This window comes from Breoghania sp. L-A4 (assembly GCF_003432385.1).
GTDB lineage: Bacteria > Pseudomonadota > Alphaproteobacteria > Rhizobiales > Stappiaceae > Breoghania.
Map to the genome: position 1 here is coordinate 4,336,714 of NZ_CP031841.1, position 21,216 is coordinate 4,357,929.

General features: G+C 63.4%; 20 protein-coding genes, 1 tRNA gene and 3 pseudogenes. 9 read left to right on the forward strand and 15 right to left on the reverse strand.

What is annotated here, in order from left to right:
* The first annotated feature begins 101 nt into the window (after window positions 1-101).
* Together D1F64_RS19850 and D1F64_RS19855 are read left to right on the forward strand one after the other, a co-directional pair.
* The gene (locus D1F64_RS19850) at window positions 102-1,916 is read left to right on the forward strand and encodes a M3 family oligoendopeptidase (protein WP_117414737.1); all 1,815 of its coding nucleotides are present in this window, start codon (window positions 102-104) and stop codon (window positions 1,914-1,916) included.
* A gap of 218 nt (window positions 1,917-2,134) precedes the next feature.
* Window positions 2,135-2,971: a DUF3445 domain-containing protein gene (locus D1F64_RS19855; protein WP_248304522.1), complete on the forward strand. Its 837-nt coding sequence runs from the start codon at window positions 2,135-2,137 to the stop codon at window positions 2,969-2,971.
* A gap of 59 nt (window positions 2,972-3,030) precedes the next feature.
* Here the strand turns inward: D1F64_RS19855 and D1F64_RS19860 are convergent, their stop codons facing one another.
* From D1F64_RS19860 to D1F64_RS19870, 3 genes and pseudogenes are all read right to left on the reverse strand, one after another.
* Window positions 3,031-3,312: a DUF2312 domain-containing protein gene (locus D1F64_RS19860; protein WP_117413838.1), complete on the reverse strand. Its 282-nt coding sequence runs from the start codon at window positions 3,310-3,312 to the stop codon at window positions 3,031-3,033.
* 231 nt (window positions 3,313-3,543) lie between these two features.
* Window positions 3,544-3,849: a DUF1244 domain-containing protein gene (locus tag D1F64_RS19865; protein ID WP_117413839.1), complete on the reverse strand. Its 306-nt coding sequence runs from the start codon at window positions 3,847-3,849 to the stop codon at window positions 3,544-3,546.
* Window positions 3,850-3,868: 19 nt separating this feature from the next.
* Window positions 3,869-4,659 (reverse strand): annotated as a pseudogene (locus D1F64_RS19870) (N-formylglutamate amidohydrolase).
* A gap of 138 nt (window positions 4,660-4,797) precedes the next feature.
* Between D1F64_RS19870 and D1F64_RS19875 the strand changes: the two are divergent.
* The 4 genes from D1F64_RS19875 to pyk all read left to right on the forward strand — a co-directional run bounded on the left by D1F64_RS19875 (window position 4,798) and on the right by pyk (window position 9,123).
* Entirely contained in the window at window positions 4,798-5,775 is a 978-nt protein-coding gene (locus D1F64_RS19875) for a DMT family transporter (RefSeq protein ID WP_117413840.1), read from the forward strand.
* Window positions 5,776-5,833: 58 nt separating this feature from the next.
* Window positions 5,834-7,156: a glycerate kinase gene (locus D1F64_RS19880; protein WP_117413841.1), complete on the forward strand. Its 1,323-nt coding sequence runs from the start codon at window positions 5,834-5,836 to the stop codon at window positions 7,154-7,156.
* A 114-nt stretch (window positions 7,157-7,270) separates the two neighbouring features.
* Window positions 7,271-7,687 carry a DUF1036 domain-containing protein gene (locus tag D1F64_RS19885; protein ID WP_248304810.1) on the forward strand — a complete coding sequence of 139 codons (417 nt, stop codon included), beginning with the start codon at window positions 7,271-7,273 and terminating at the stop codon, window positions 7,685-7,687.
* Complete coding sequence (pyk, locus tag D1F64_RS19890; protein ID WP_117413843.1) at window positions 7,684-9,123, forward strand: pyruvate kinase; 1,440 nt, start codon at window positions 7,684-7,686, stop codon at window positions 9,121-9,123. The genes D1F64_RS19885 and pyk overlap by 4 nt, the downstream gene beginning before the upstream one ends.
* Before the next feature lie 22 nt (window positions 9,124-9,145).
* Here pyk and D1F64_RS19895 read toward each other — a convergent pair whose 3' ends face one another.
* From D1F64_RS19895 to D1F64_RS19920, 6 genes are all read right to left on the reverse strand, one after another.
* Window positions 9,146-10,063: a hypothetical protein gene (locus D1F64_RS19895; protein WP_162901669.1), complete on the reverse strand. Its 918-nt coding sequence runs from the start codon at window positions 10,061-10,063 to the stop codon at window positions 9,146-9,148.
* Between the two features lie 26 nt (window positions 10,064-10,089).
* Window positions 10,090-10,803 carry a hypothetical protein gene (locus D1F64_RS19900; RefSeq protein WP_117413845.1) on the reverse strand — a complete coding sequence of 238 codons (714 nt, stop codon included), beginning with the start codon at window positions 10,801-10,803 and terminating at the stop codon, window positions 10,090-10,092.
* A gap of 205 nt (window positions 10,804-11,008) precedes the next feature.
* Window positions 11,009-11,653, reverse strand: coding sequence for a tetratricopeptide repeat protein (locus D1F64_RS19905; RefSeq protein ID WP_162901670.1), 645 nt, complete (start codon window positions 11,651-11,653; stop codon window positions 11,009-11,011).
* Between the two features lie 169 nt (window positions 11,654-11,822).
* Window positions 11,823-11,948, reverse strand: coding sequence for a type B 50S ribosomal protein L36 (gene ykgO / locus D1F64_RS19910; protein ID WP_117413847.1), 126 nt, complete (start codon window positions 11,946-11,948; stop codon window positions 11,823-11,825).
* Between the two features lie 234 nt (window positions 11,949-12,182).
* Window positions 12,183-12,256 (reverse strand) — tRNA-Val (locus D1F64_RS19915).
* A gap of 160 nt (window positions 12,257-12,416) precedes the next feature.
* Window positions 12,417-12,776, reverse strand: a complete 360-nt coding sequence (locus D1F64_RS19920) for a response regulator (RefSeq protein ID WP_117413848.1) — start codon at window positions 12,774-12,776, stop codon at window positions 12,417-12,419.
* Between the two features lie 311 nt (window positions 12,777-13,087).
* On the opposite strand from D1F64_RS19920, the pseudogene D1F64_RS19925 reads away from it, so the two are divergent.
* Window positions 13,088-13,968, forward strand: a pseudogene (locus D1F64_RS19925) (N-formylglutamate amidohydrolase).
* Window positions 13,969-14,399: 431 nt separating this feature from the next.
* Window positions 14,400-15,194 carry a histidinol-phosphatase gene (gene hisN, locus D1F64_RS19930; protein WP_117413849.1) on the forward strand — a complete coding sequence of 265 codons (795 nt, stop codon included), beginning with the start codon at window positions 14,400-14,402 and terminating at the stop codon, window positions 15,192-15,194.
* A gap of 48 nt (window positions 15,195-15,242) precedes the next feature.
* Here hisN and D1F64_RS19935 read toward each other — a convergent pair whose 3' ends face one another.
* Together D1F64_RS19935 and D1F64_RS19940 are read right to left on the reverse strand one after the other, a co-directional pair.
* Window positions 15,243-16,184 carry an alpha/beta hydrolase gene (locus D1F64_RS19935; protein WP_117413850.1) on the reverse strand — a complete coding sequence of 314 codons (942 nt, stop codon included), beginning with the start codon at window positions 16,182-16,184 and terminating at the stop codon, window positions 15,243-15,245.
* A gap of 143 nt (window positions 16,185-16,327) precedes the next feature.
* Window positions 16,328-16,753: a hypothetical protein gene (locus D1F64_RS19940; protein ID WP_117413851.1), complete on the reverse strand. Its 426-nt coding sequence runs from the start codon at window positions 16,751-16,753 to the stop codon at window positions 16,328-16,330.
* 364 nt (window positions 16,754-17,117) lie between these two features.
* Between D1F64_RS19940 and D1F64_RS19945 the strand changes: the two genes are divergently transcribed.
* Window positions 17,118-17,567, forward strand: coding sequence for an Hsp20 family protein (locus tag D1F64_RS19945; RefSeq protein ID WP_117413852.1), 450 nt, complete (start codon window positions 17,118-17,120; stop codon window positions 17,565-17,567).
* 158 nt (window positions 17,568-17,725) lie between these two features.
* On the opposite strand, the gene D1F64_RS19950 is transcribed toward D1F64_RS19945, so the two are convergent.
* From D1F64_RS19950 to D1F64_RS19965, 4 genes and pseudogenes are all read right to left on the reverse strand, one after another.
* Complete coding sequence (locus tag D1F64_RS19950) at window positions 17,726-18,781, reverse strand: low specificity L-threonine aldolase (protein WP_117413853.1); 1,056 nt, start codon at window positions 18,779-18,781, stop codon at window positions 17,726-17,728.
* Between the two features lie 58 nt (window positions 18,782-18,839).
* Entirely contained in the window at window positions 18,840-19,412 is a 573-nt protein-coding gene (locus tag D1F64_RS19955; RefSeq protein WP_117413854.1) for a DoxX family protein, read from the reverse strand.
* A gap of 81 nt (window positions 19,413-19,493) precedes the next feature.
* Complete coding sequence (locus D1F64_RS19960) at window positions 19,494-20,276, reverse strand: DNA-binding domain-containing protein (RefSeq protein WP_117413855.1); 783 nt, start codon at window positions 20,274-20,276, stop codon at window positions 19,494-19,496.
* Window positions 20,260-21,155: pseudogene (locus D1F64_RS19965) on the reverse strand (DUF692 domain-containing protein). Before D1F64_RS19965 ends, D1F64_RS19960 begins: the two are co-directional and overlap by 17 nt.
* Between the last annotated feature and the right edge of the window lie 61 nt (window positions 21,156-21,216).

Consider the following 21,216-nt stretch of genomic DNA (forward strand, 5'->3'; position numbering starts at 1 on the left):
TAAGGCGAGACCCCGGACGCCCACATCAGACGTTCCCATTCTCCCTTGCACGGAAGTTTCCATTCATGGTCCCGACCGACACCACTATCTTTGAGCCCCGCATGAAATTTGCCGCCACCGATCCCGCCGCCGCGTCCAGGGATCTGGGCGCCCTGCCCGAATGGAATCTCACCGATCTCTACGACGCGATGGACGCCCCCGCCGTGCGTTCGGATCTCGACAAGGCGCTGGCCGACAGCAAGGCGTTCGAGACCCGGTTCAAGGGCACGCTGGACGCGCATGCGCGCGCAGGCGGCGCGGAGCTTGCCGAGGCCATTGTCGCTTATGAGAAAATCGAGGAGTTGCTCGGGCGGTTGATCTCCTTCGCCGGCCTCGTCTACTCCGGCAATACGACCGATCCCGCGCGGCAGAAGTTCTACGGCGACGTACAGGAACAGATCACCACGGCCAGCACGCATCTGCTGTTCTTCGGGCTCGAATTGAACCGCATCGAGGACGCCATTCTGGAAGGCGCGCTGGCGAATGACCGGCTCGCGCACTACAAGCCGTGGATCGACGACATCCGCAAGGAGCGCCCCTATCAGCTCGAGGACCGCGTGGAGCAGCTTTTCCACGAGAAATCGGTGACCGGCCGCGGTGCCTGGAACCGGCTCTTCGACGAAACGATTTCATCGCAGAAATTCGAGATCGACGGCGAGATGCTCGGCATCGAGGCGACGCTGAACCTCTTGCAGGATTCAGACGGCGCCAAGCGCAAGGCGGCCTCGGAAGCACTTGCCAGGACCTTCAAGGACAACCTCTCCACCTTCGCGCTGATCACCAACACTCTGGCCAAGGACAAGGAAATCTCCGACCGCTGGCGCGGGTTCGAGGATGTGGCTGACAGCCGCCACCTCGCCAACCGCGTCGAGCGTGAGGTTGTCGACGCGCTGGTCGACGCCGTGCGCGCGGCCTATCCGCGCCTGTCGCACCGCTATTACGCGATGAAGGCCAAATGGCTCGGCCAGGAGAGCTTGCCCAACTGGGACCGCAACGCGCCGCTGCCATCCGCCGACAAGCGCTTGATCCCCTGGAGCGAGGCAAAATCGACGGTACTCGACGCCTACGGCCAATTCTCGCCGGAGATGGCGGAGATCGCCCAGCGCTTCTTCGACGGCGGCTGGATCGACGCGCCGGTGCGTCCGGGCAAGGCCCCCGGCGCCTTCGCGCATCCCACCGTGCCCAGTGCCCACCCCTATGTGCTGATCAACTACCAGGGCAAGACGCGCGACGTCATGACCCTGGCGCATGAGCTTGGCCACGGCGTGCATCAGGTGCTCGCGGGGCCCAACGGCGCACTGATGGCTCCGACGCCGCTGACGCTCGCCGAGACGGCGTCCGTGTTCGGCGAGATGCTGACCTTCAAGTCGCTGCTCGAAGGCGCAACCGATCCGGCCCGGCGCAAGATCATGCTGGCGTCGAAGGTGGAGGACATGATCAACACCGTGGTCCGCCAGATCGCCTTCTACACGTTTGAGCGCAACGTGCATCTGGAGCGCCGAAACGGCGAATTGACAAGCGAGCAGCTCGGCGAGATCTGGATGGACGTGCAGCGCGAGAGCCTCGGTCCGGCCATCAGCCTGCACGAGGGCTACGAGACGTTCTGGACGTACATCCCGCATTTCATCCATTCGCCCTTCTATGTCTACGCATACGCCTTCGGCGACTGCCTGGTGAACTCGCTTTACGCCGTCTACGAGGAAGCCGAGAGCGGCTTCCAGGACAAGTATTTCGAGCTCTTGAAGGCCGGCGGCACCAAGCACCACTCGGAGCTGCTCGCCCCCTTCGGCCTGGACGCCACCGATCCGGCCTTCTGGCAGAAGGGCCTGTCGGTCATCGAGCGCATGATCGACGAATTGGACGCGATGGACGACTAAAATGTCCCACCCGGTTCCCCGCGTGGGACGCTCACCCGGCGGGGAACCGGAGATATGGAGCAAGGGGACCATCCGCTGCTGTGAAAAGGGACCCTCCCTGGCTCCATGGCTTTCGGAGCGTGGTCCTTGCGAAGCCGCGGTGAAGGCCGCCAAGAATAGCCCATGTCACTCGCCCACACCCCTATGACGGCTTCAAGCAGCCGTTCACCGTCGGCCTCTTGCCGCTCGATCTCGCGGACTGGATCGAGCCGGACGGCATGCTTGGCGCCCACTTGGCGGAAAAGGAGCGGCTCTTTGCGCTGAACGAGACAGCCGTGTTTCGCGCTCAAGAGGATACGGTGGAGGCGCAGCGGGAAGTGCTGGCGCTTCTGCTCTGCCATCTTCCCCGGCGGTTTCCCCATCTCTATGAGGCCGACACCAACAGCATCCGCGTCATTCCAACGGGCGCGAGATACCGCAAAGACGACTGGAGCGAGGCGCCGCTGAAACTAGCGGCCCTTCTGGTGCAGGAAGACCTGGTGATCATGCGAAAGGGCGAGAACGCGTACCGGCTGGCGGCCGCGGCTCTGTGCTTTCCATCGTCCTGGTCACTGGCGGAAAAATTCGGACAGGAGATGCCGGCGATTCATGACAACGTGCCGGGGTTCAACGATGCCCGCATGGGCCGCATCGTGGCGCGGATCTTTGAGACGCTCAACATCGACACGCCGGTATGGCGGCTCAACTGGTCGCTCTACGGAGACGGAGAGCTGCATCACCCCAGTCCCAAATCGCTCGATGCGCGGGTGGCCGGCAGTAATCAGGAACTCTTCGTGCGGGTCGAACGGCAGACCCTGCGCAGACTTCCCCAAAGCGCAGACATCCTGTTCACCATCCGCATTCACCACGACCCGTTGAGCGCATTTGCCGCGCATCCCGACGGCGCCCGGCTGGCCAAAGGCCTGCGTCAGCAACTGCTCGCGCTGGATGCCGATCAACTCGCCTACAAGGGGTTGACCCGGCAGCGCGACTCCATCGCGCAACGGCTGGAACGCCTCGCGGAAACCCTGGCCTGAGCAAACAAGAACGGCCCGCGATGCGGACCGTTTGCAGCTCATGGCGATGACGCGTCGCGTCAAGCGTCGTTGGCGGCCGGCGTCATGCCGAGTGCGTGCAGGTAGAGATCGAGAATCGCTTCCTGTTCCTCGCGCTCATGCGGCTCCTGTTTGCGCAGGCGCACGACCTGGCGCAGGATCTTGACGTCAAAGCCCGTGCCCTTGGCTTCCGCATAGACATCCTTGATGTCGTCGGAAATGGCCTTCTTCTCTTCCTCGAGACGCTCGATGCGCTCCACGAAAGCGCGCAGCTGGTCGGCGGCAACGCCACCGGAAGCAGAAACTCCGCCCGTATCAGCCATGATGTCGGATCCTCGTCTGGTGGATCAGCCTGCGGCGAACCGGATCCGGCGCGCCGTCAAGAGTCTGATCGATGCTGGAATGACAGTTCGTGCTGCGCCCAGCAGGCCGCGACGCTCTGTCGATGCGATGGAATTCAGGGTCGGTTATGTGCCGGAAACAGGCCGCCCGGTCAAGGATAGCGGCGCAAATTACGGTGGACTATAACGGGAACATCAACCGGAACGGTGGCTTCAATGAGCAGGCTTGTTCGCCGAATACGCGGCCTTTTGCTCGGTCGTGGCCTCGGTCTGGTGCTGCGCCTTCCAATCCTCGTAAGGCATGCCGTAGACGATTTCGCGCACTTCCGCCTTGGACAACTCCAGGCCGCGGTCGGCCGCGGCGTCCTGATACCAGTTGGACAGGCAATTGCGGCAGAAGCCCGCCAGATTCATCATGTCGATGTTTTGTACGTCGGTGCGTCCGCGAAGATGCGAAAGCAGCCGACGGAACGCGGCCGCTTCCAGTTCGGTGGCGGTTTTCTCATCCATCTCAGCCATTTCCTGCCCTTCCCTGTGTTCAGTCCGTCGTCGAGCCGAAGTGGCGCACCTGGTTGATATCCGCAAGCTGCATCAGTTCCTCCAGGATCGGCGCAAGCCGGTCGGCCCAGTCCGCCACGCCCCGCGCATCGCCGATCAGGTCCTGACGCACCTCCAGAAGCGAATGCGCCAGCCCGCGGCTCGTTCCATGCTTGTACATGGTGTCGTTTTTAAGAGCGCCAACATAAGGCTCGTTGTCACCCACGACGAGCGCCGGATCGCGCCGCAAGGCCTCGATCAACGGCAGGTTCATGCGCGGATCCTTGTCCCACAGCACACCGGCATGCCAGGGCCGCGGCCAGCCGCGCCAATTGGCCGTGAAGCTGTGAATGGAAAAGACCGCCGGCGGACGGCCGGTGGCGATCATCGCGTCGATGGTCTGCGAAATCCGGTCGTGATAGGGCCGGTAGTAACGCTGCAGCCTGCGTTCGCGTTCATCCCCCCCACCCGCGCATTGCCCGGAATGATGGCGCCGTCCGACAGCCGCATCAGCAGCGTCGGATCGTCTTCGCCCCGATTGGGATCGATCAGCAGCCGAGAGAACGTCGACAGCACGGCCGGCACGCCGAGCCGCTCGGCCAGCAGCCGGGTAAGCGGCGCAACACCGATGTCGTAGCCGATGTGCCGCTCCAGCTGGCTTTGCGGCAGTCCCAGCGTGCCATACTCCGCGGGCATCGCGTTGCTCGCGTGATCGCAGATGATCAGCAGGCCTCGGGATACGTCGCCCTCGATGGCGACGAAGGGAGGGAAATCACCGGCGGGAGCGTGCATGAGGCCTGTCGTGCTGTGAAAGGAACTGTGTGCTTGGGTCGTTCATGGTTTCAAACCTAGTGACCTGCGTCTGCACTTGCCATACGAATGGTTCCCCAGTCCACCCTCAAGCCCGTTCCACGCGAAGATTGTGCCCGCATGAGCCGACCGAGCATCACAGGTCCCGCAAGCCCCGATACAGGCGTCGCGATTGCCGCCTTCGCAGCGCTGGTGGGCGGCGCGATCGCCATGGGCGCGTCCCCGGTATTCGTGCGCTTCGCCGAGGTGGGGCCCTTTACCAGCGCGGCCTACCGTGTCGTGCTGGCACTGCCGCTTTTGTGGCTGCTGAGCCGCATCGAGCTGGGCCGTACCCGCAGGATCCGTCCTGCGCCTCCGGAAATGGCGCCGCCGGGACTGGTCATTCCCGCCGGATCCGGCCGGGCAACCCTTTCCGCGCAGACGCCGTTCGATCTGGCCACCGTGCTGGCGGGCGTGTTTTTCGCGGGCGACCTGATCTTCTGGCATCTCTCCATCGTCAACACCACGGTCGCCAACGCGACCTTGCTGGCCACCATGGCGCCGGTCTGGGTCGTCCTTGGTTCGGGCATCTTCATCGGCGAGACCGTCAACCGCATGATGGTGGCGGGCCTGGGTCTGTGCATTCTCGGCGCGGGCGCGCTGATCGGCGCCAGCCTGTCGATCGCCCCCGAACGGCTTGATGGCGACATATATGGCGTCATCACCTCGGTGTTCTTCGGCGCCTATTTTCTCGCCATCCGGACGGCCAGGCGCCGCGCGCCCGCCGCGCTGGTGCTGTTCCGCTCTTCGATGGTCACCGCCGTCCTGCTGGTCGCCGCGGCCCTGATCATGGAAACCATGTTCCTGCCCCTGAGCTGGGTCGGCGTTGCGGCGTTGATCACCCTGGCAGTTGTCAGCCATGCCGGCGGTCAGGGGATGCTGACATTCGCGCTGGGACATCTTTCGGCCGCGTTCTCCTCGCTGGTGATCTTTCTCGAGGCGCTCGCCGCCGCCATACTCGGCTGGCTGGTGTTCAGCGAAGCCCTCACCAACATGCAATTCGCCGGCGGCGCCGCCATATTGCTCGGTATCTGGGTTGCGCGGCCGCGCAGCGGCTGAGACACATTCACATCCGGGACGAGCCCGGCCAACCTTCAAGGCAAGTTCCGCAGGGCCCATGACCGACACATCCACCGCACTCTCCACCGCGCAAAGCCGCCTCGCACATGCCATGCTGGATGCGGCAATCAAGGCAGCCCAGGCCGAGACCTGCCTGCCGCCGCACCTGCCGGAACCGCCGCTCAAGGGCCGCGTCATCCTGCTGGCCGCGGGAAAGGCGGCCGGGGCAATGATGCAGGTCGCGGAACGGCACTATCGCGAGGACCTAGGGCTTGGCCCGGACCGGCTCATCGGGCTGGCCGTCACGCGGCACGGCTACGCCCGCCCCACGGCATCGCTGCGGATCGTCGAGGCAGGGCATCCGGTACCCGATCAGGCCGGGGTCGACGCCACGCTGGAGACGCTCGCCCTGGCGCAGGATGCAACCGAAGACGATCTCGTCGTGGTGCTGATGTCAGGCGGCGGATCGGCCAATTGGGTGGCCCCGGCGGAGGGTCTGACGCTCGCCGACAAGCAGGCGCTGACCAGCGCACTGTTGCGCTCGGGCGCGACCATCGGCGAGATCAACACCGTGCGCAAACACCTCTCGCGCATCAAGGGCGGCCGGCTCGCCCGCGCCGTGGCCCCCGCAAGACTGGTGACGCTGGCGATTTCGGACGTGCCCGGCGACGATCCCGCCGTGATCGCATCCGGTCCCACCGTCCCCGACACGACAACGCTCGCTGATGCGCGCGCAATCTGCGAGCGGCGTCTGGAAGCAACGCCCGCGCTCATTCGCGACGCCCTAAACAATCCCGACAACGAAAGCCCCAAGCCCGGCGATCTTGCCTTTGAGAACACCCAATTCACCTTGATCGCCCGGCCGCAGGCATCGCTGGAAGCGGCAGCCGCACTGGCCCGTGATGCGGGTTACGAGGTGATGATGCTCGGCGACGCGCTGGAGGGCGAAGCCCGCGATCTGGCGGCCGAGCACGCGGGTATGGCATGCGCGCTTTCCGACGCGGGCCGCAAGGTGGTACTGTTGTCCGGTGGAGAGGCCACAGTGACCATACAAGGCGATGGCGACGGCGGACCGAACCAGGAATATGCCCTGGCGCTGGCGCTGGCGCTGGACGGCCATCCTGCGATCACAGGGCTTGCCGCGGACACCGACGGCACAGATGGAGGACGCGGGGCGGAGAACGATCCGGCGGGGGCGATTGTCGGACCCGATTGCCTCGTACGTGCCAACGCGCTGGGCCTTGATGCCGCCGCATTTCTCGGGCGAAACGATTCAACCGGATTTTTCAGGGCGGTCGACGCACTCCTGACACCCGGTCCAAGCCATACGAATGTCAACGACTTCCGATGCGTGATCGTTGACAAGAGACAATCGTATTAGCAATAACAACAAGACACAGAGTTGCGGAAAATAGCCCGTCCAATGAGACCGACTTGCCTCTCTCTATGCGCTCTGACGCGCCCCTTGCAGCGAACGACAGCGTTCGCTTGTTCAATCATTCCCGCGACCATTTTTCTCACTTTCCTGTTCGCCAGCCCGGCCAGCGCGGAACTGCGGCTGTGCAACAAGACCGACAGCCAGGTCGGCATCGCCGTCGGCTACCGCTCCAAGGTCGAATGGTCGACGGAAGGCTGGTGGAACCTGCCCGCGAATTCCTGCGAGACCCTGATCCCCGGACAGCTGGCGTCACGTTTTTACTATATCTACGCCATAGACTATGACCAGGGCGGCGAATGGGGCGGCCGCGCATTCATGTGCACGCGGGAAAAAGAGTTTACGATTGCGGGTATTGCTGACTGCGTTGCCCGGGGCTATGAAAGAACTGGCTTTTTTGAAATCGATACGGGTGAACAACGTAGCTGGACCGTCCAGTTGACGGAACCCGTCCAGCAAGGAACAGGCGGACGATGAAACGCAACAGACGGGTCAAGATCCTCGCCACCTTAGGCCCGTCATCGTCCGACCAAGCCACCATCGAAAAGCTTTTTCGCGCCGGTACGGATGTGTTCCGCATCAACATGAGTCATGCCGATCATGACCTGATGCGCGAGTTGATCAAGCGCATCCGCGCCGTTGAGGCCGCCGTCGAGCGCCCGATCGGCATCCTGTGCGACCTGCAGGGACCCAAGCTCAGGGTCGGAGCATTCAAGGAAAAATCCGTCCAGCTGGAGATCGGCGCGACGTTTACGCTGGATTCCGACGATACGCCCGGCACCGCCGAGCGGGTCTATCTGCCGCACCCCGAAATTCTCGCCGCGCTCGAACCCGGACACCGGCTGCTGCTCGACGACGGCAAGATCAAGCTCGTCGTCACCGAATGCGGCAAGGACTACGCCGTTACCCGGGTCGAAGTGTCCGGCAAGCTGTCAGCGCGCAAAGGCGTCAGCGTTCCCGACAGCACGCTCGCGCTGGGCGCGCTGACGGAAAAGGACCGCAAGGACCTGGACGCCGCGCTGGCCACCAACGAGATCGACTGGGTCGCCCTGTCATTCATCCAGCGGCCGGAGGATCTAGCCGAAGCGCGCAAGATCACGCGCGGACGCGCCGGCATTCTCGCGAAAATCGAAAAGCCGCAGGCGGTTGAACGCCTCGAGGAAATCATCGAGCTGTCCGATGCCATCATGGTGGCGCGTGGCGATCTCGGCGTCGAAATGCCGCTTGAGGCCGTCCCCGGAATCCAGAAGCAGCTCACGCGCGCGGCGCGGCGCGCCGGCAAGCCGGTGGTCGTGGCCACCCAGATGCTTGAATCCATGATCAATTCACCGGTTCCCACACGTGCGGAAGTGTCCGACGTGGCCACCGCCGTCTTCGAGGGCGCGGACGCGGTCATGCTGTCGGCCGAATCGGCCGCGGGCGAGTTCCCGGTCGAGGCGGTCGAGACGATGAACCGCATCGCCGAACAGGTCGAGCGCGACCCCAACTACAACAACATCATGCGCGCGCAGCGGACCGAACCCGAAGCCACGGGCGCGGACGTGATTTCCGCCGCCGCCGGCCAGATCGCCGAAACGCTGCATCTCGCCGCCATCATCTGCTACACGTCCTCGGGCGCCACGGGCCTGCGCGCGGCGCGGGAGCGTCCCAGCACACCGATCATCGCGCTGTCGCCGGTTCTGGCCACGGCCCGGCGGCTGGCGATCTGCTGGGGGCTGCATTGCGTCGTCAGCGAGGATGCGCACGACGAGGACGATATGGTCGACCGCGCCTGCCGCATCGCCTTCCGCGAAAGCTTCTCCAAGCCCGGCCAGCGGGTGATCATCACCGCTGGCGTGCCCTTCGGCACACCAGGCGCGACCAACATGCTACGCATCGCCTTCGTCGGCTCGGACGGACTGGGCGGTATTTAGCCGCGCTCCAACGCCACTGAAATCAACCGGCGTCGCAACGGCCCTTGGCGAGCCGACGCAACGCCGCCTGCAAAGCCGTCAGGCGCTGCACCCCCTGCTCAACTGTCGCAAATGCGCTGGCGGTTTGGGCCATGTGTTTCTCATCCATCAGCGCGGCCAACCGGCAAGACAAGGCGCGTTCATTCGACTTTTGATGTGCGTCCGCCTGAAACACCAAAATTCCCAGCGCACCGAACATCGCCGGTAAACGCGCCTGTTCGAATATCCGCGCGGCGAATTGATCGGCTTCCGTTTCCTGGGCCGGCGAAAAATCTTTATTGTGATGCCCGAAATAGGCGTGCGCATATTCATGCAGCATCACAAAGATGATCGGCAGTCCCGCGATTTCATTTGCAAGGTGCATGGTTCCCGGCTGCGATGAAAGCCGTACCATCGCCGCTGTGTATTTGTGCTGGCTTCCAAACAGTTCTGCCGCCGGGCTCACAAGAGAGAAGCTGCTGGCCCGATCAAGACAAGCAGCCTGAAAGTCCCGTATCTGGCCATGCATCCGGCGCATCACATAGTCGATGACGCGCGACGCATCATCAAACTCCGGCTCGCCGACGAGATACAAAAACATGGGCAGAATATAGGAGAACGAAAACGCGACATAATTGTGCGAAAGCGGCACGTCAAAACGCTCTTTCCCCGGATAGATACTGATCTCGTAGGCGCAGGGATCCTTGGGAAAATAAAACTCCATCCGACGCATATGCCCGGCGTCCACATCGCTGATGGCTAGGCGCGCGCTGGCAACAATCTCATCGTCCCAGACAGATTTAAGGCGCGGGGCGAAGTCGCCAAACATCGTCATGAACATTCTCTGCTGAGCGCGATCGCTTGCCGTTTGCTGCCTGTCGATACGTGTCTGCGCAGAGCCCTCACCCAGGGACAGCAGCAAGCACAGGCAGATCCAGACCAAAGTTCTCATGGTTTCAGCCCGATCACCAAAAGCTCATAGATCTTCTCGCCGGTCCCGGTTCGCTCATAGGCACCCGCGCGACAATAGCGCTCGGTTTCCTCGCGCGGCAAAGCGCTTTGAACGATAACGAACCGCAGATGTCGCGCCAATAGAGGATCGGCTGCCAAATCCTCTGCCAATCCTGCGATCTGAGCATCGCTCATCTGCGCAAACCGCCCCTCCATGGTCTGATTCAAAAAGCTGAGAATGCGCTTGCGATTGGTGGTCAAAGTCGAACCACCGGCGGCGCGTATACGCACACGGGACGTAGCCCCGCGAAGCGTGAATTCACAAAAGTCCGCAACCACGTCATTGCCGCCCCCGCCCTGCGCAAGGGCGCCGGAAATGAGCCAGGATATCGGCTGATCGATGCCGAACGATCCTTTTTCGACGTCATACTCGAAGCGGATCTCTGTCCGAACGACAGCAATCGCAGCAACAATGCCCAACATGATTAGAATAAGGCCGGAACCGCCGCGGAATGAAATTTCCACGTTCGAGCGGCTCATTTTTACAGTTGCCTCTTCCTCGGCCTGACTGCCTTGTTGCAGGAAAAGCGTGACTGCCTTGCCAAAAATCCTGGTCCCGACGACTATGCAGCCAAGGGACACCGCGCAGAGGCTCACCATCATAATGAGCCGGACCATCGCACTGACGTAGAAAACGGTTTCGCTGTCCATGGGCTCTCAACGCTCACAACGGACACAACACCCACGCGCACGATGCGAATGGAGGGTCAAAAACTAACCCTTGGAAACATAGCCATCAGCATCCGTATTTTCAACGAGAGAGTGGCTGCAAGAGCGCGCGTGGTGCTGTGACAACGGGACTGGGCTATAGGATTGCCGCTAAAAAGGCTGCGAACGGCGCTGGGAGCGGCCGGTGCTAAAGCGTGCGGCCTTCGGTCTTCGCGCTCAGCTTCTTCCGCGCTTCCTCGGCCTTGTCCATCTCCGGATAGATCTCCAGAATACGCTCGTAGGTCGCCAGCGCGGCCTTGTCATCGCCCAAGGACTGCTGGATGGCCGCAAGGCCCGCGAGAGCGCCCCAGTGGCGCGGCTCGAGCGCCAGCGCCCGCTCCACGTCGACCAGCGCCTTGCCGATGTCGCCCGACAGGAAATAGGCGGCTGCGCGGCGGTTCCAGCCCGCAACGAAATCAGGCTTGAACCGCACAACCGCATCAAGCAGGTCGAGCGCCAGCCCCGGCGCCTTGTTCTGGATAGCGCTGTGAGCGCGAGCCATCAGCAAATCGATCGTGGGGCTTTCCGAGCGGCTCCATTCGACCTGGATCTGATGGACGACCCGCGCCCGCGCCGACGCGCTTTTGGCATCCGCAAGTTTCTTGAAGAGGGTATCGAGGTCTGGGGGAGCCTGGGCCGCATCGTCGGCCCCGTCCGTCTCACCGGACGGCGTGATGGGCGCCGGTGGCGGCTTGACCGCGGGATCCATCTCGTCGGGGATGCCCTCGCCCACGCCGGGCGGCACAGGCACGACCTGAGCCTCGGCCGAAAGGGCGCCGGAGGAGGAAGCCATCAAGAGGCTGCTGCCCGCACACAGGCATATGGCAAACAGAAAAAGCCGCATGCCAGCGACTATGAACGCGTTGGCTGCGGCCGTCAAAGGCGGACTATCGCTTACAATGACTCTTCACGCCCGCCTCACTCACAATGGTGTGAGCGCAGGCGTCGAGCCCGAATCCGGCTCAGCCCTGGCGGGCTTTGAAGCGCGGGTTCTTCTTGTTGATGATGTAGACGCGGCCACGGCGACGCACCATGCGGTTCTCGCGGTGGCGACCCATCAGCGACTTGAGCGAATTCTTGATCTTCATCGTTTCAGTTCCCGTTCGGGATCTTCATGGTCAAGCCGGGAGCGAACTCCAAGCGCTAAAAGCTGGGCACGCGAGGCACCCTGAAAGTCGCGCGGACGATACGGAAGGCGCCAGACCCTGTCAACGACCCAAGGGACCGAAGATCCAGCCGATTCTGTCGCCGCGAGTTTTCCGAGAAGTCCGTCTCCTCAATCCCGGAAACGGATCCTTGAGAGACCCGGTCCGGGAAGAGAATGGTGGGCGATACTGGGATTGAACCAGTGACCCTACGATGTCAACGTAGTGCTCTCCCGCTGAGCTAATCGCCCGAAACTGTTCGGTGTGCAACGCCCCGAAGCGCTGCGGTGGAGAGCGATATAACGGGGAATTTCGCGACACGCAAGGCCGGATGTCGGCTTTCTGCTCTGCCTGTGAATTGCGCAAGGCGTGCGCGCGCCGATCCCGGGCGACTCTCCGGAGCCGGGCGCGTCAGGCGACCAGCATACGCTCCACTTCGGCCACCAGATCGCGCAGGTGGAACGGCTTGGACAACACCTTGGCGTCCTTCGGAGCGTTGGAATCGGGATTGAGCGCCACCGCCGCAAAGCCGGTGATGAACATCACCTTGAGGTCGGGATCCAGCTGCGTCGCCCTGCGGGCAAGCTCGATTCCGTCCATCTCGGGCATCACGATATCGGTCAGCAACAGGGTGAACGGCTCCTCGCGAATTCGTTCATAGGCGCTCATGCCGTTGTCGAACGACACGACGTCATACCCCGCGTTCTGCAGCGCTTTCGCAAGAAAGCGGCGCATATCGTTATCATCTTCCGCGAGAAGGATGCGCGACATAGTCAAGAACCATCACCATTGTCGTGTGTTGCGGGGAGGATCGTGATTTCCCGGACCCTCTCACTCATATGCGGGCAACGGAGTAAACATCCAGTGAAAACGACGCGCCATACGTCACAATCCCAACACTGTGGACATTGACACCGAATTGTTGGCAACATCCAAGCGCACCATATCGAACCCTCGCGCCCGGCACAATTTCCTTCGGCGGGAGACGTTCAGGGCAGCGGACGGCCCGCCATCCGCCAGGGGAGACCAACTGCGTGAACGAGGTCCCGGCAAAAACCTCAGCCGACCGCTCGATCGAGATCGTGCAGGGTTTTGGCGACCGTTGTCCGTTCGAGGTCCTGGCGCCGGCGCAGCAGCGGCTTCCGTTCGTTTTCAATTCGCCGCACAGCGGCCGGTGCTATCCACGCGATTTTCTCGACGCCTCGAAGCTTGATTCGCTCGCCATCCGGCGTTCGGAAGACGCCTTCGTCGACGATCTGTTCGTCTCCGTGGTGCCCCAGGGCGCGCCGCTGATCCGGGCGCTGTTTCCGCGCGCCTATCTGGACGTCAACCGCGAACCTTATGAACTCGACCCCAAGATGTTCAACGGCAGCCTGCCCGCCTATGCGAACATCCGCTCGGTTCGGGTCGCGGGGGGCTTGGAACGATCGCCCGCATCGTCAGCGAGCGCCAGGAGATCTACCGCAAGCGGCTGGACGTCGAAGAGGCGCTCGAACGCATCGAGATCGTTTACAAGCCTTATCACACCGCCTTGCGCCGCCTGCTTGCCGAGACGCATGTCGCCTTCGGGCATGCGGTGCTCATCGACTGTCATTCGATGCCCTCCGTGGTGCGCGGGCAGGCCCTGTCGCACCGGCCGGATTTTATCATTGGCGATCGCTATGGAACCAGTTGCTCGCAGACGCTGAGCGAGGCGGCCGGCGAGATCCTTGCCTCGATGGGCTACAGGGTCGCGCGCAACAAGCCCTATGCAGGCGGATTCATCACGGAGCACTACGGCCGGCCGGCGAAGGGATTGCACGCCTTGCAGCTGGAAATAAACCGCGCGCTGTACATGGATGAGGAACGGCACTGTCTGCACGATGGCTTTGCGCGCATCGCCAACGACCTGGCAACCTTTGCCCGGCACCTCACCGCCATTCCCGATCATGATTTGCCGGCCATCAACATCGCCGCGGAATGACGGCTCCGCGCGGAGTTGCGTACCCATCCGACCAATCAAGCCACACGCACGACGCCGGCGCCATGACGGCGAACTCGGCGGAAACACGGCGTTTTTTACAATCGGAATCGGAGCCAAAAAAAAGGCCGCACTCTTTCGAGGCGGCCCAAGTCTAGGGAGGAAACGCCCAAAGGAGGGCTACGATATGAACCCATATCGCATTGCAATAATATGCCTGTGCGCCGCACAAATGTCAACCAAGTGAACAGTGTCAGTGCCCCTAGCCATTGGTCGAATCGTCCGCATTTCCATGCCCCGGAGAGGCTCCGGCCAAAATAAAATAAGCATTTGATTTCAAAGTGAGTTTGCCTATTCTGGCTGAACATCCTAGCCGTTGACCAGGCATCGCCTCGTCGCAGATTCGCCCCCTATGCAAAATTGACATATCAGCCATGCACAGTGACACAGACCTGATTTCCTTCGCCGATCGCCTTGCCGATGCCGCCGCCGATGTGGTGCTGCGGCATTTCCGCGACGCAATGGACGTGGACAACAAACTTTCCGAGGGATTTGACCCCGTGACCATCGCCGATCGCGGCGCGGAACAAGTCATGCGCGCCCTGATCGAGTCCACGTATCCCGATCACGGCATCGTCGGCGAAGAATTCGGCAGTGTGCGGGCGGACGCCGAGCACGTTTGGGTCCTCGACCCGATCGACGGCACCCGCTCCTTCATTACCGGCGTCCCCCTGTGGGGCACGTTGATCGGCCTGACCCGCAACGGCAGCCCGCTGGCCGGGATGATGGCACAGCCCTATATCGGCGAGCGTTTCGCGGGCGACGGCAAACGCGCCTGGTACAGCGGCCCGAAAGGCAAGCGGGATCTGAAGACCCGCGCCTGCTCCGCCCTGTCCGACGCGGTCGTCTTCACCACGACCCCGGCGCTGTTCAGCCCGGTCGAGCGGGTCTGCTACGACCGGATAGAGGAACAGGCGCGGCTGGCGCGCTACGGCACCGATTGTTACGGCTATTGCATGGTCGCGGCGGGTCAGGCGGATCTGGTCATCGAAGCCGGGTTGCAGAGCTACGACATCGTTGCCCTGGCGCCGATCATCGAGGGCGCGGGCGGCGCGGTCACCACATGGACCGGCGGCTCGATCATGGATGGCGGCCGCATCATTGCCAGCGGCGACAAGCGCCTGCATGACATCGTGCTGCGCGATCTGTCGCGGTGCCCGGCTGGCTAACCGCTTTCGATATCCGGGAGGTGTCAGGCGCGGGCGCCAGCGCAGCGATCAAGAAGATCCGGGGACAAAGGCGTCGAAGGCGGCCCAGAACTGTTCGCGGAAACGGTTCGCCTCCATCATCAGCTCATGCCGTGCGCCGGGAATTTCCACGTAGCCCGCCGCGCGCATCCGTGACGCCAGTTCCTCGCTCACCCTCGAATTCACCACCTTGTCCGCGCCCGCGGCGATGATCAGCATGGGCACGGAAACCGATGGCCCGAAATCGAAGCGCGCGAAGCGCCGCATGGCCTGACATCCGGCGTTGATCCAGGCGATCGTCGGCGACCCCGTGACCAGCTCCGGATGAGCGTCCAGAACGTCCTCGCCCCGGTTGTAACGGGTCGCATCGCTGGTCAGCACATTGCCTTCAAACGGCTCGCGCTTGCGCTGGTTCGGCGTGCCGGGAACGCGAAACGTCCCAAATCCCAGAAACGTCAGCGACAATGCGAGGGGACAGACCAGCGATTCCGCGATGCCTGTGCCGCCGAAACCGATCAGCGGCGAGGACAGCACCACGCGCTCGAAGCGCGTGCGCAGCCGCTCCGCCCCCAGCAACGCAATCGCCGCCCCTGTCGAATGGGCGAGGCAAAAGTGCGGCGCGGGTCCGTCGGGAAACGACACCTCTTCCATCACGGCGTCGAGATCGCGCAGGTAATCGTAAAAGCTGTCGACATGGCCCCGGTGCGGCTTCTTCACCAGCCGATCGGATCCGCCCTGCCCGCGCCAGTCAAAGGTAACCACGCAAAACCCGCGCTTGCGAAGATCCCCGATGGTCTCGAAATATTTCTCGATGAACTCCGAGCGGCCTTGCAGCAGCGTCACCGTCCCGCGCACGGGCGAGGTCGTCGCGGGAAACCGCCCATAGCGGATCCGCTTTCCATCGCGTGTGCGCACGAAGCCGGAAACCGCGCCTTCAGGTATCGGATTGTCGGGGTGATCGAAGAGATCCATCGCGTCGGGCCCGGCGCACTCGTTGAAAATGTGTCGCCCACACATAGCGAAGCGACCCCGGCACCACAACAGCGAAGGCGCGCCGCCTTCCCCGGGGTCGGGGCGGACGGCGCGCCTGCGACAACGCCAATCAGATACGGGTTCTAGCGCGAGAAGCGCGGACCCCGGCCGTCGCGGCCACGGTGATTGCGGCCCGGACCCATGTGCCGCCCGGCCTGACGGCGCCGCACGATATCGCCCGTCCTTGCATCGACGCGCAGCGATACGCGGTGACCGCGCGGGCTGAAGGCTGTCACGGCATAGACCGGGCCGCGATCACGCACCCGCGAGAACCCGTAATAGCCGCGCCACGCCAGCCGGCGGACGATCTGACCACGCCCCAGACGGCGGTGATGCGGACGCGCATGGCGGCGATAATCCCGGCGATCGACACGATGCCCGACCGGAACGACGAGCTTTTCAGCCTGCGCCGCCGGTGCGACCGGGGTCAGCGAGCGCGCCTCGGCCTGCGGCAGGGCGCTCATGGTGGTGAGGGAAACAATGACGGCGGCAATGGTGGTCTTCAGCATGACGGCAACTCCTCTATGCAATCTGACCCGGGCTCTTCCCGGGCGTTGAAACCATCATGCCGCCGTGCGCCTGAACGCTGCCGGAAGACGGCATTCAGCCGAGGTTCATGAAACGCCGCAGGCAGCGAAGATACCGGTTTTCAAAAAATCGCGAATGGGCTCGAAACCGAACGCGGACCCTCTTGAAGGCCAGATTTGTCATGACCACATATACGGTGCAGGCGCCAATCGGGTCTGCAGAACGGCGCGTCGGCCCGGCCATGATGGCGGGTGCAGCGCGGTTCGAAAACATACCCCGGGGACGAAATTATGTGTTCCCCGGACAGTCGCAACCACAGTCAGTCGCTCAAAGGAGGACTTTCCAATGCGTCACTTTGATCTCAGCCCGCTCTATCGCTCCACCGTCGGTTTCGACCGCATGTTTTCGATGCTCGACAACATCAGCGGCGACAGCGCACCGACCTATCCGCCCTACAACATCGAGCGCACAGGCGAAGACGCCTACCGGATCACCATGGCGGTGGCCGGCTTTTCCGAGAACGACCTCTCGATCGAGGCAAAGGAATCGGTGCTGACAGTCGTGGGTGAGAAAGGCGAAGAAGCGGAAGACAAGAACTTCCTCTATCGCGGCATTGCCGCCCGCGCCTTCGAGCGCCGCTTCCAGATCGCCGATCACGTGAAGATCCAGGGCGCAAGCCTCGAGAATGGCCTGCTGCACATCGACCTGGTTCGCGAGATTCCGGAAGAGATGAAGCCGCGCAAGATCGAGATCCGGTCCGGCGAAAACAAGCAGATCGAGGCTTCGGCCGCCTAACCGGTCCGGCACACGCTTCGGGCGCCGTCCCTCCCCGGGCGCCCGAGAAAGAGACGCCCCGGCTCCCCCTGCCGGGGCGTCCCTCCCTGCAAATCCAATCGTTTCCGCCGGCAGGTCATCACGACGTGCCGGCGTCCCCTTTTCCAGCGCCTTGAAAGTCAGCCCGCCAGCACCGCGGCGAAGCCGGCAATATGCTCGTCACGGGTCGCAAAGCTTGTCACCAGGCGAATCAGCTCCTCGTCGGCGGCCGGCCGCTGCTCCGGCGCCAGCCCCTCGGACGGCCATTCGTAAAAGCTTCCGCCCGCGGCCCTCAGGGCAGCGATTCTCGCCTTCGGCACGATGGCGAACAGCTCGTTGGCCTGCGGCCGCGCTGCCAGCCGCGCATGCGGAATGGCTTCGATGGCATCCGCCAGGGTCTGTGCCATGGCATTGGAATGCCGCGCCAGATCCAGCCAGTAGCCGTCGGCCAGATAACCGTCGAACTGGGCCGCGACAAAGCGGCTCTTGGAAAACAGCTGTGCGCCGCGCTTGCGCAGCCACGGCATGGCGGTCGCCTTGTCGGGATCGAACATGACCACGGCTTCCGCGCACCAGCAGCCGTTCTTGGTGCCGCCAAAGGACAGCATGTCGACGCCCGCCTTCCACGTCATCTCCGCCGGACTCACGCCGAGCGACACCAGCGCATTGGCGAACCGCGCCCCGTCCATGTGCAGCGGAATATCGCGGGTCTTGGCCACCGCCTTGACGGCGCGAATTTCCTCGACTGAATAGACCGTGCCGATCTCGCTCGACTGGGTGATCGTCACCGCCTGCGGCTGACCATGATGCACGAAGCCTTCATGGAAGGCGCCCAGCGCCTGTGACAGGCCATCCGGCGTGATCTTGCCATTTGGCCCGTGCAATCCCACCAGCTTGGCGCCGCCGGTAAAGAACTCCGGCGCGCCGCACTCATCCACCGCCGCATGCGCTTCCGCATGACAGAAGATGGCGCCGCCGGGCCTGTTCGCGGCGCTCAGCGCCAGAGCGTTGGCCGCGGTACCCGTGGCGACGAAAAACACCGCCACGTCGCGCTCGAAAATGTCGTTGAACCGGGCTTCGACCCGGCGGGTGAGATCGTCCGCGCCATATGCGGCGGCGAAACCATCGTTGGCTGTGTTCAGCGCGGCCATGACCCGCTCCGAGGCACCCGCCCAATTGTCGCTTGCAAAGTTCATGGCAAAAGCCGTAATCCGCCGCGCAAGCGGACGCAAGAGGCGAGGCTGCGAGCGCGTGCTAGAGATGGTGGTAGGCGCGCATCAGCAACCAGTCGGCAGACACGCGCCCCGGACCCCGCACCACCAGATAAAGCAGCGGAAACACCCACAGCAGCCGCTGGTCGCTGATCGCTGAATCCTGCACAGCATCGAAGAACGCGCCGATCGTCTGCGCCTCCACGTGATGGCCCGTGATGTCGACATAGGTCATCACCGCGATGAAGCCCATCATCGAAAGGCTCGCGATCCGGGTGAACAGTCCCAGCAGGATCATCAGCGGCAGCACGAACTCCGCCCATGTGCCCAAGAGCACGATAAGCCCATAGGGGAGAAACGCGATCTGCGAGGTGTCGTATCCCGCCTGTTCCAGAACAGTGGGCAAAATCTGGGCGTAGGCACCGTCGGAGGGGCTGAGAAAACCTAAAGCCCCAGAGCCGACCTTGGTCGCCGCCGACTTCCAGAAATAGAACAGCAGCACGGAGGAAAACATCAGCCGCGCGGCGAGGCCCAGGAACCAGCCACTCGCCAGCCGCGTCACGAGCCCGAAGACCGCGGCATGCAGCATGATCAAAAATTCCGTGATCCGTCCCATGACAGTTTCCCCTCGGCCTTCGGCCGCCGTATGTCCGAGCCGCGAGAGCGATGCTGTCTCGCCGGCCCGCTTCCAATCTGTTCAGGCGAGTCCCTGGAAGACGCCCACCTCCAGCATCCCGCCGATATTGATGGCAAGATCGAAGGCCTCCGACACCTGTGTTGCGGCGCGTTCTCCCTCCGCCGCCGCCTCGCCAAGGCGAGCGCCCCCAAACAGGGCACCAAGGAACGCCGCGCCGCCGGGCGGCAGCGCACACACCTGCACGTCCCAGACGGGCCGTGTCACCAGGGTGTCCTCGCCCGCCCGGGCGGTTTCGGCGCCATCGCCGGTGCGATGCTCTTCATCGCGATTTCGGGAGAAGATCGTCAGCGCCGGATGGGCGGAGCGCAGGACGCAGGCGGCCGGGTGCGGCACGAACCGCAGCGCGGCGAGATTACGAGGCGCGATGGTTGCCAGCGATTCGGGCGCCAGCGGTTCGGCGTCCGCCGCGTGATAGGCCTGCAGCCAGGCCCACTCGATGCGCGCCACATCCCCCAGATAGGGATAGGCCGCAAGCGGCGGAAAGCTTTCCAGGAAATCGGCAAACGCGGACCCGTAGAACAACAAGACCGGCGATCGAGGCGGATGCGCACGGATGTACTCGGCGGCAAGCGCCCGGAAATAGGCCTCGCCCAGCAGCCGCTGCACGGCCGGATATGTCGCGGCCAGCGCCTCGCTTAGCGAGACGATGACATTGTTGCGGTAGACATTGAAACGGCGCGCCGCAGGCTCGCCATCGGGACCCATGATTCCCTGAGGCATGTCCCGGGACGGGTCGAGCAATGCGCCAGCGAAACCGCGCTGCAACTCAGCCAAGGGCGGCATGGTGCGGCCCCTCGGCAGCAGACGCAAGCAGACCATCCGCCTTGCGCGCTTCATCCAGCAGCACGGGCCAGGCCGGAACGTCGTTGTCCCATTCGATCAGTGTCGGCAGCGGCCCGGTGCGCGCCAGGACCCGATTATAAAGCCGCCAAACCACCTCCGACACTTCCCTGTCATGCGCGTCGATCAGCAACGGCCGGCCCGCATCGTCGAGATCGGGCGCATGGCCCGCGAGATGGATCTCGCCCACATGCTCCACCGGAATCGCATCGAGATAGGCTTCCGGCGAGGTGTCGTGGTTGATCGCAGAGACGTAGACGTTGTTGACATCCAGCAAGAGCCCGCAGCCGGTTTTCGCCACGATGCGTTCGAGAAACGCCAGTTCGCTCATGGTGCTGGTATCGAAGGCGACATAGGTGGATGGGTTCTCCAGCAGCATCTGGCGGCCCATAACCTCCTGCACCTGACCGATGTGCCGCGCGACCCGGTCCAGCGCCGCGTCGGTATAGGGCACCGGCAGCAGGTCGTTGTAGTAGGTGCCGTCATGGGTCGACCAGGCAAGGTGCTCGGAGAACAGGCCGGGTTGGTAGCGTTCATTCAGCGCCTTCAGCCGCGACAAATGGTCCGCGTCCAGCGGACCGTCCGCGCCGATCGACAGCCCGACGCCATGCAGCGACAGCGGATACATCTCGCGAATCGCCGAGAGTTGGCGGTGCGGCGCACCACCCGCCCCATGTAGTTCTCGGCGTGCACCTCGAAAAAACCGATATCGGGCCGGGTCTCGAGAATGGCCGGCACATGCTCGCCCTTCAACCCGGCGCCGGCGCGCGCGGGGACCCGTGACCGGAGGAGGCCAGAGGCCGGAGGTGCCAATGCACTCATGATGGTCTTTCATATGGAAGCGGCAGCAAGCATGGCCGAACGGCGATGACATCGCCCGGCC

Bases quoted from the DNA above. Each gene is read 5' to 3' on its own strand.
- D1F64_RS19950 (WP_117413853.1), bottom strand. From the start codon at position 18,781: ATGAACTTTGCAAGCGACAATTGGGCGGGTGCCTCGGAGCGGGTCATG.
- D1F64_RS19935 (WP_117413850.1), bottom strand. From the start codon at position 16,184: ATGGATCTCTTCGATCACCCCGACAATCCGATACCTGAAGGCGCGGTT.
- ykgO (WP_117413847.1), bottom strand. From the start codon at position 11,948: ATGAAGATCAAGAATTCGCTCAAGTCGCTGATGGGTCGCCACCGCGAG.
- D1F64_RS19945 (WP_117413852.1), top strand. From the start codon at position 17,118: ATGCGTCACTTTGATCTCAGCCCGCTCTATCGCTCCACCGTCGGTTTC.
- D1F64_RS19940 (WP_117413851.1), bottom strand. From the start codon at position 16,753: ATGCTGAAGACCACCATTGCCGCCGTCATTGTTTCCCTCACCACCATG.
- D1F64_RS19960 (WP_117413855.1), bottom strand. From the start codon at position 20,276: ATGCCGCCCTTGGCTGAGTTGCAGCGCGGTTTCGCTGGCGCATTGCTC.
- D1F64_RS19850 (WP_117414737.1), top strand. From the start codon at position 102: ATGAAATTTGCCGCCACCGATCCCGCCGCCGCGTCCAGGGATCTGGGC.
- hisN (WP_117413849.1), top strand. From the start codon at position 14,400: ATGCACAGTGACACAGACCTGATTTCCTTCGCCGATCGCCTTGCCGAT.
- D1F64_RS19905 (WP_162901670.1), bottom strand. From the start codon at position 11,653: ATGGCTTCCTCCTCCGGCGCCCTTTCGGCCGAGGCTCAGGTCGTGCCT.
- D1F64_RS19955 (WP_117413854.1), bottom strand. From the start codon at position 19,412: ATGGGACGGATCACGGAATTTTTGATCATGCTGCATGCCGCGGTCTTC.
- D1F64_RS19920 (WP_117413848.1), bottom strand. From the start codon at position 12,776: ATGTCGCGCATCCTTCTCGCGGAAGATGATAACGATATGCGCCGCTTT.
- D1F64_RS19860 (WP_117413838.1), bottom strand. From the start codon at position 3,312: ATGGCTGATACGGGCGGAGTTTCTGCTTCCGGTGGCGTTGCCGCCGAC.
- D1F64_RS19865 (WP_117413839.1), bottom strand. From the start codon at position 3,849: ATGGCTGAGATGGATGAGAAAACCGCCACCGAACTGGAAGCGGCCGCG.
- D1F64_RS19875 (WP_117413840.1), top strand. From the start codon at position 4,798: ATGAGCCGACCGAGCATCACAGGTCCCGCAAGCCCCGATACAGGCGTC.
- pyk (WP_117413843.1), top strand. From the start codon at position 7,684: ATGAAACGCAACAGACGGGTCAAGATCCTCGCCACCTTAGGCCCGTCA.
- D1F64_RS19900 (WP_117413845.1), bottom strand. From the start codon at position 10,803: ATGGACAGCGAAACCGTTTTCTACGTCAGTGCGATGGTCCGGCTCATT.
- D1F64_RS19880 (WP_117413841.1), top strand. From the start codon at position 5,834: ATGACCGACACATCCACCGCACTCTCCACCGCGCAAAGCCGCCTCGCA.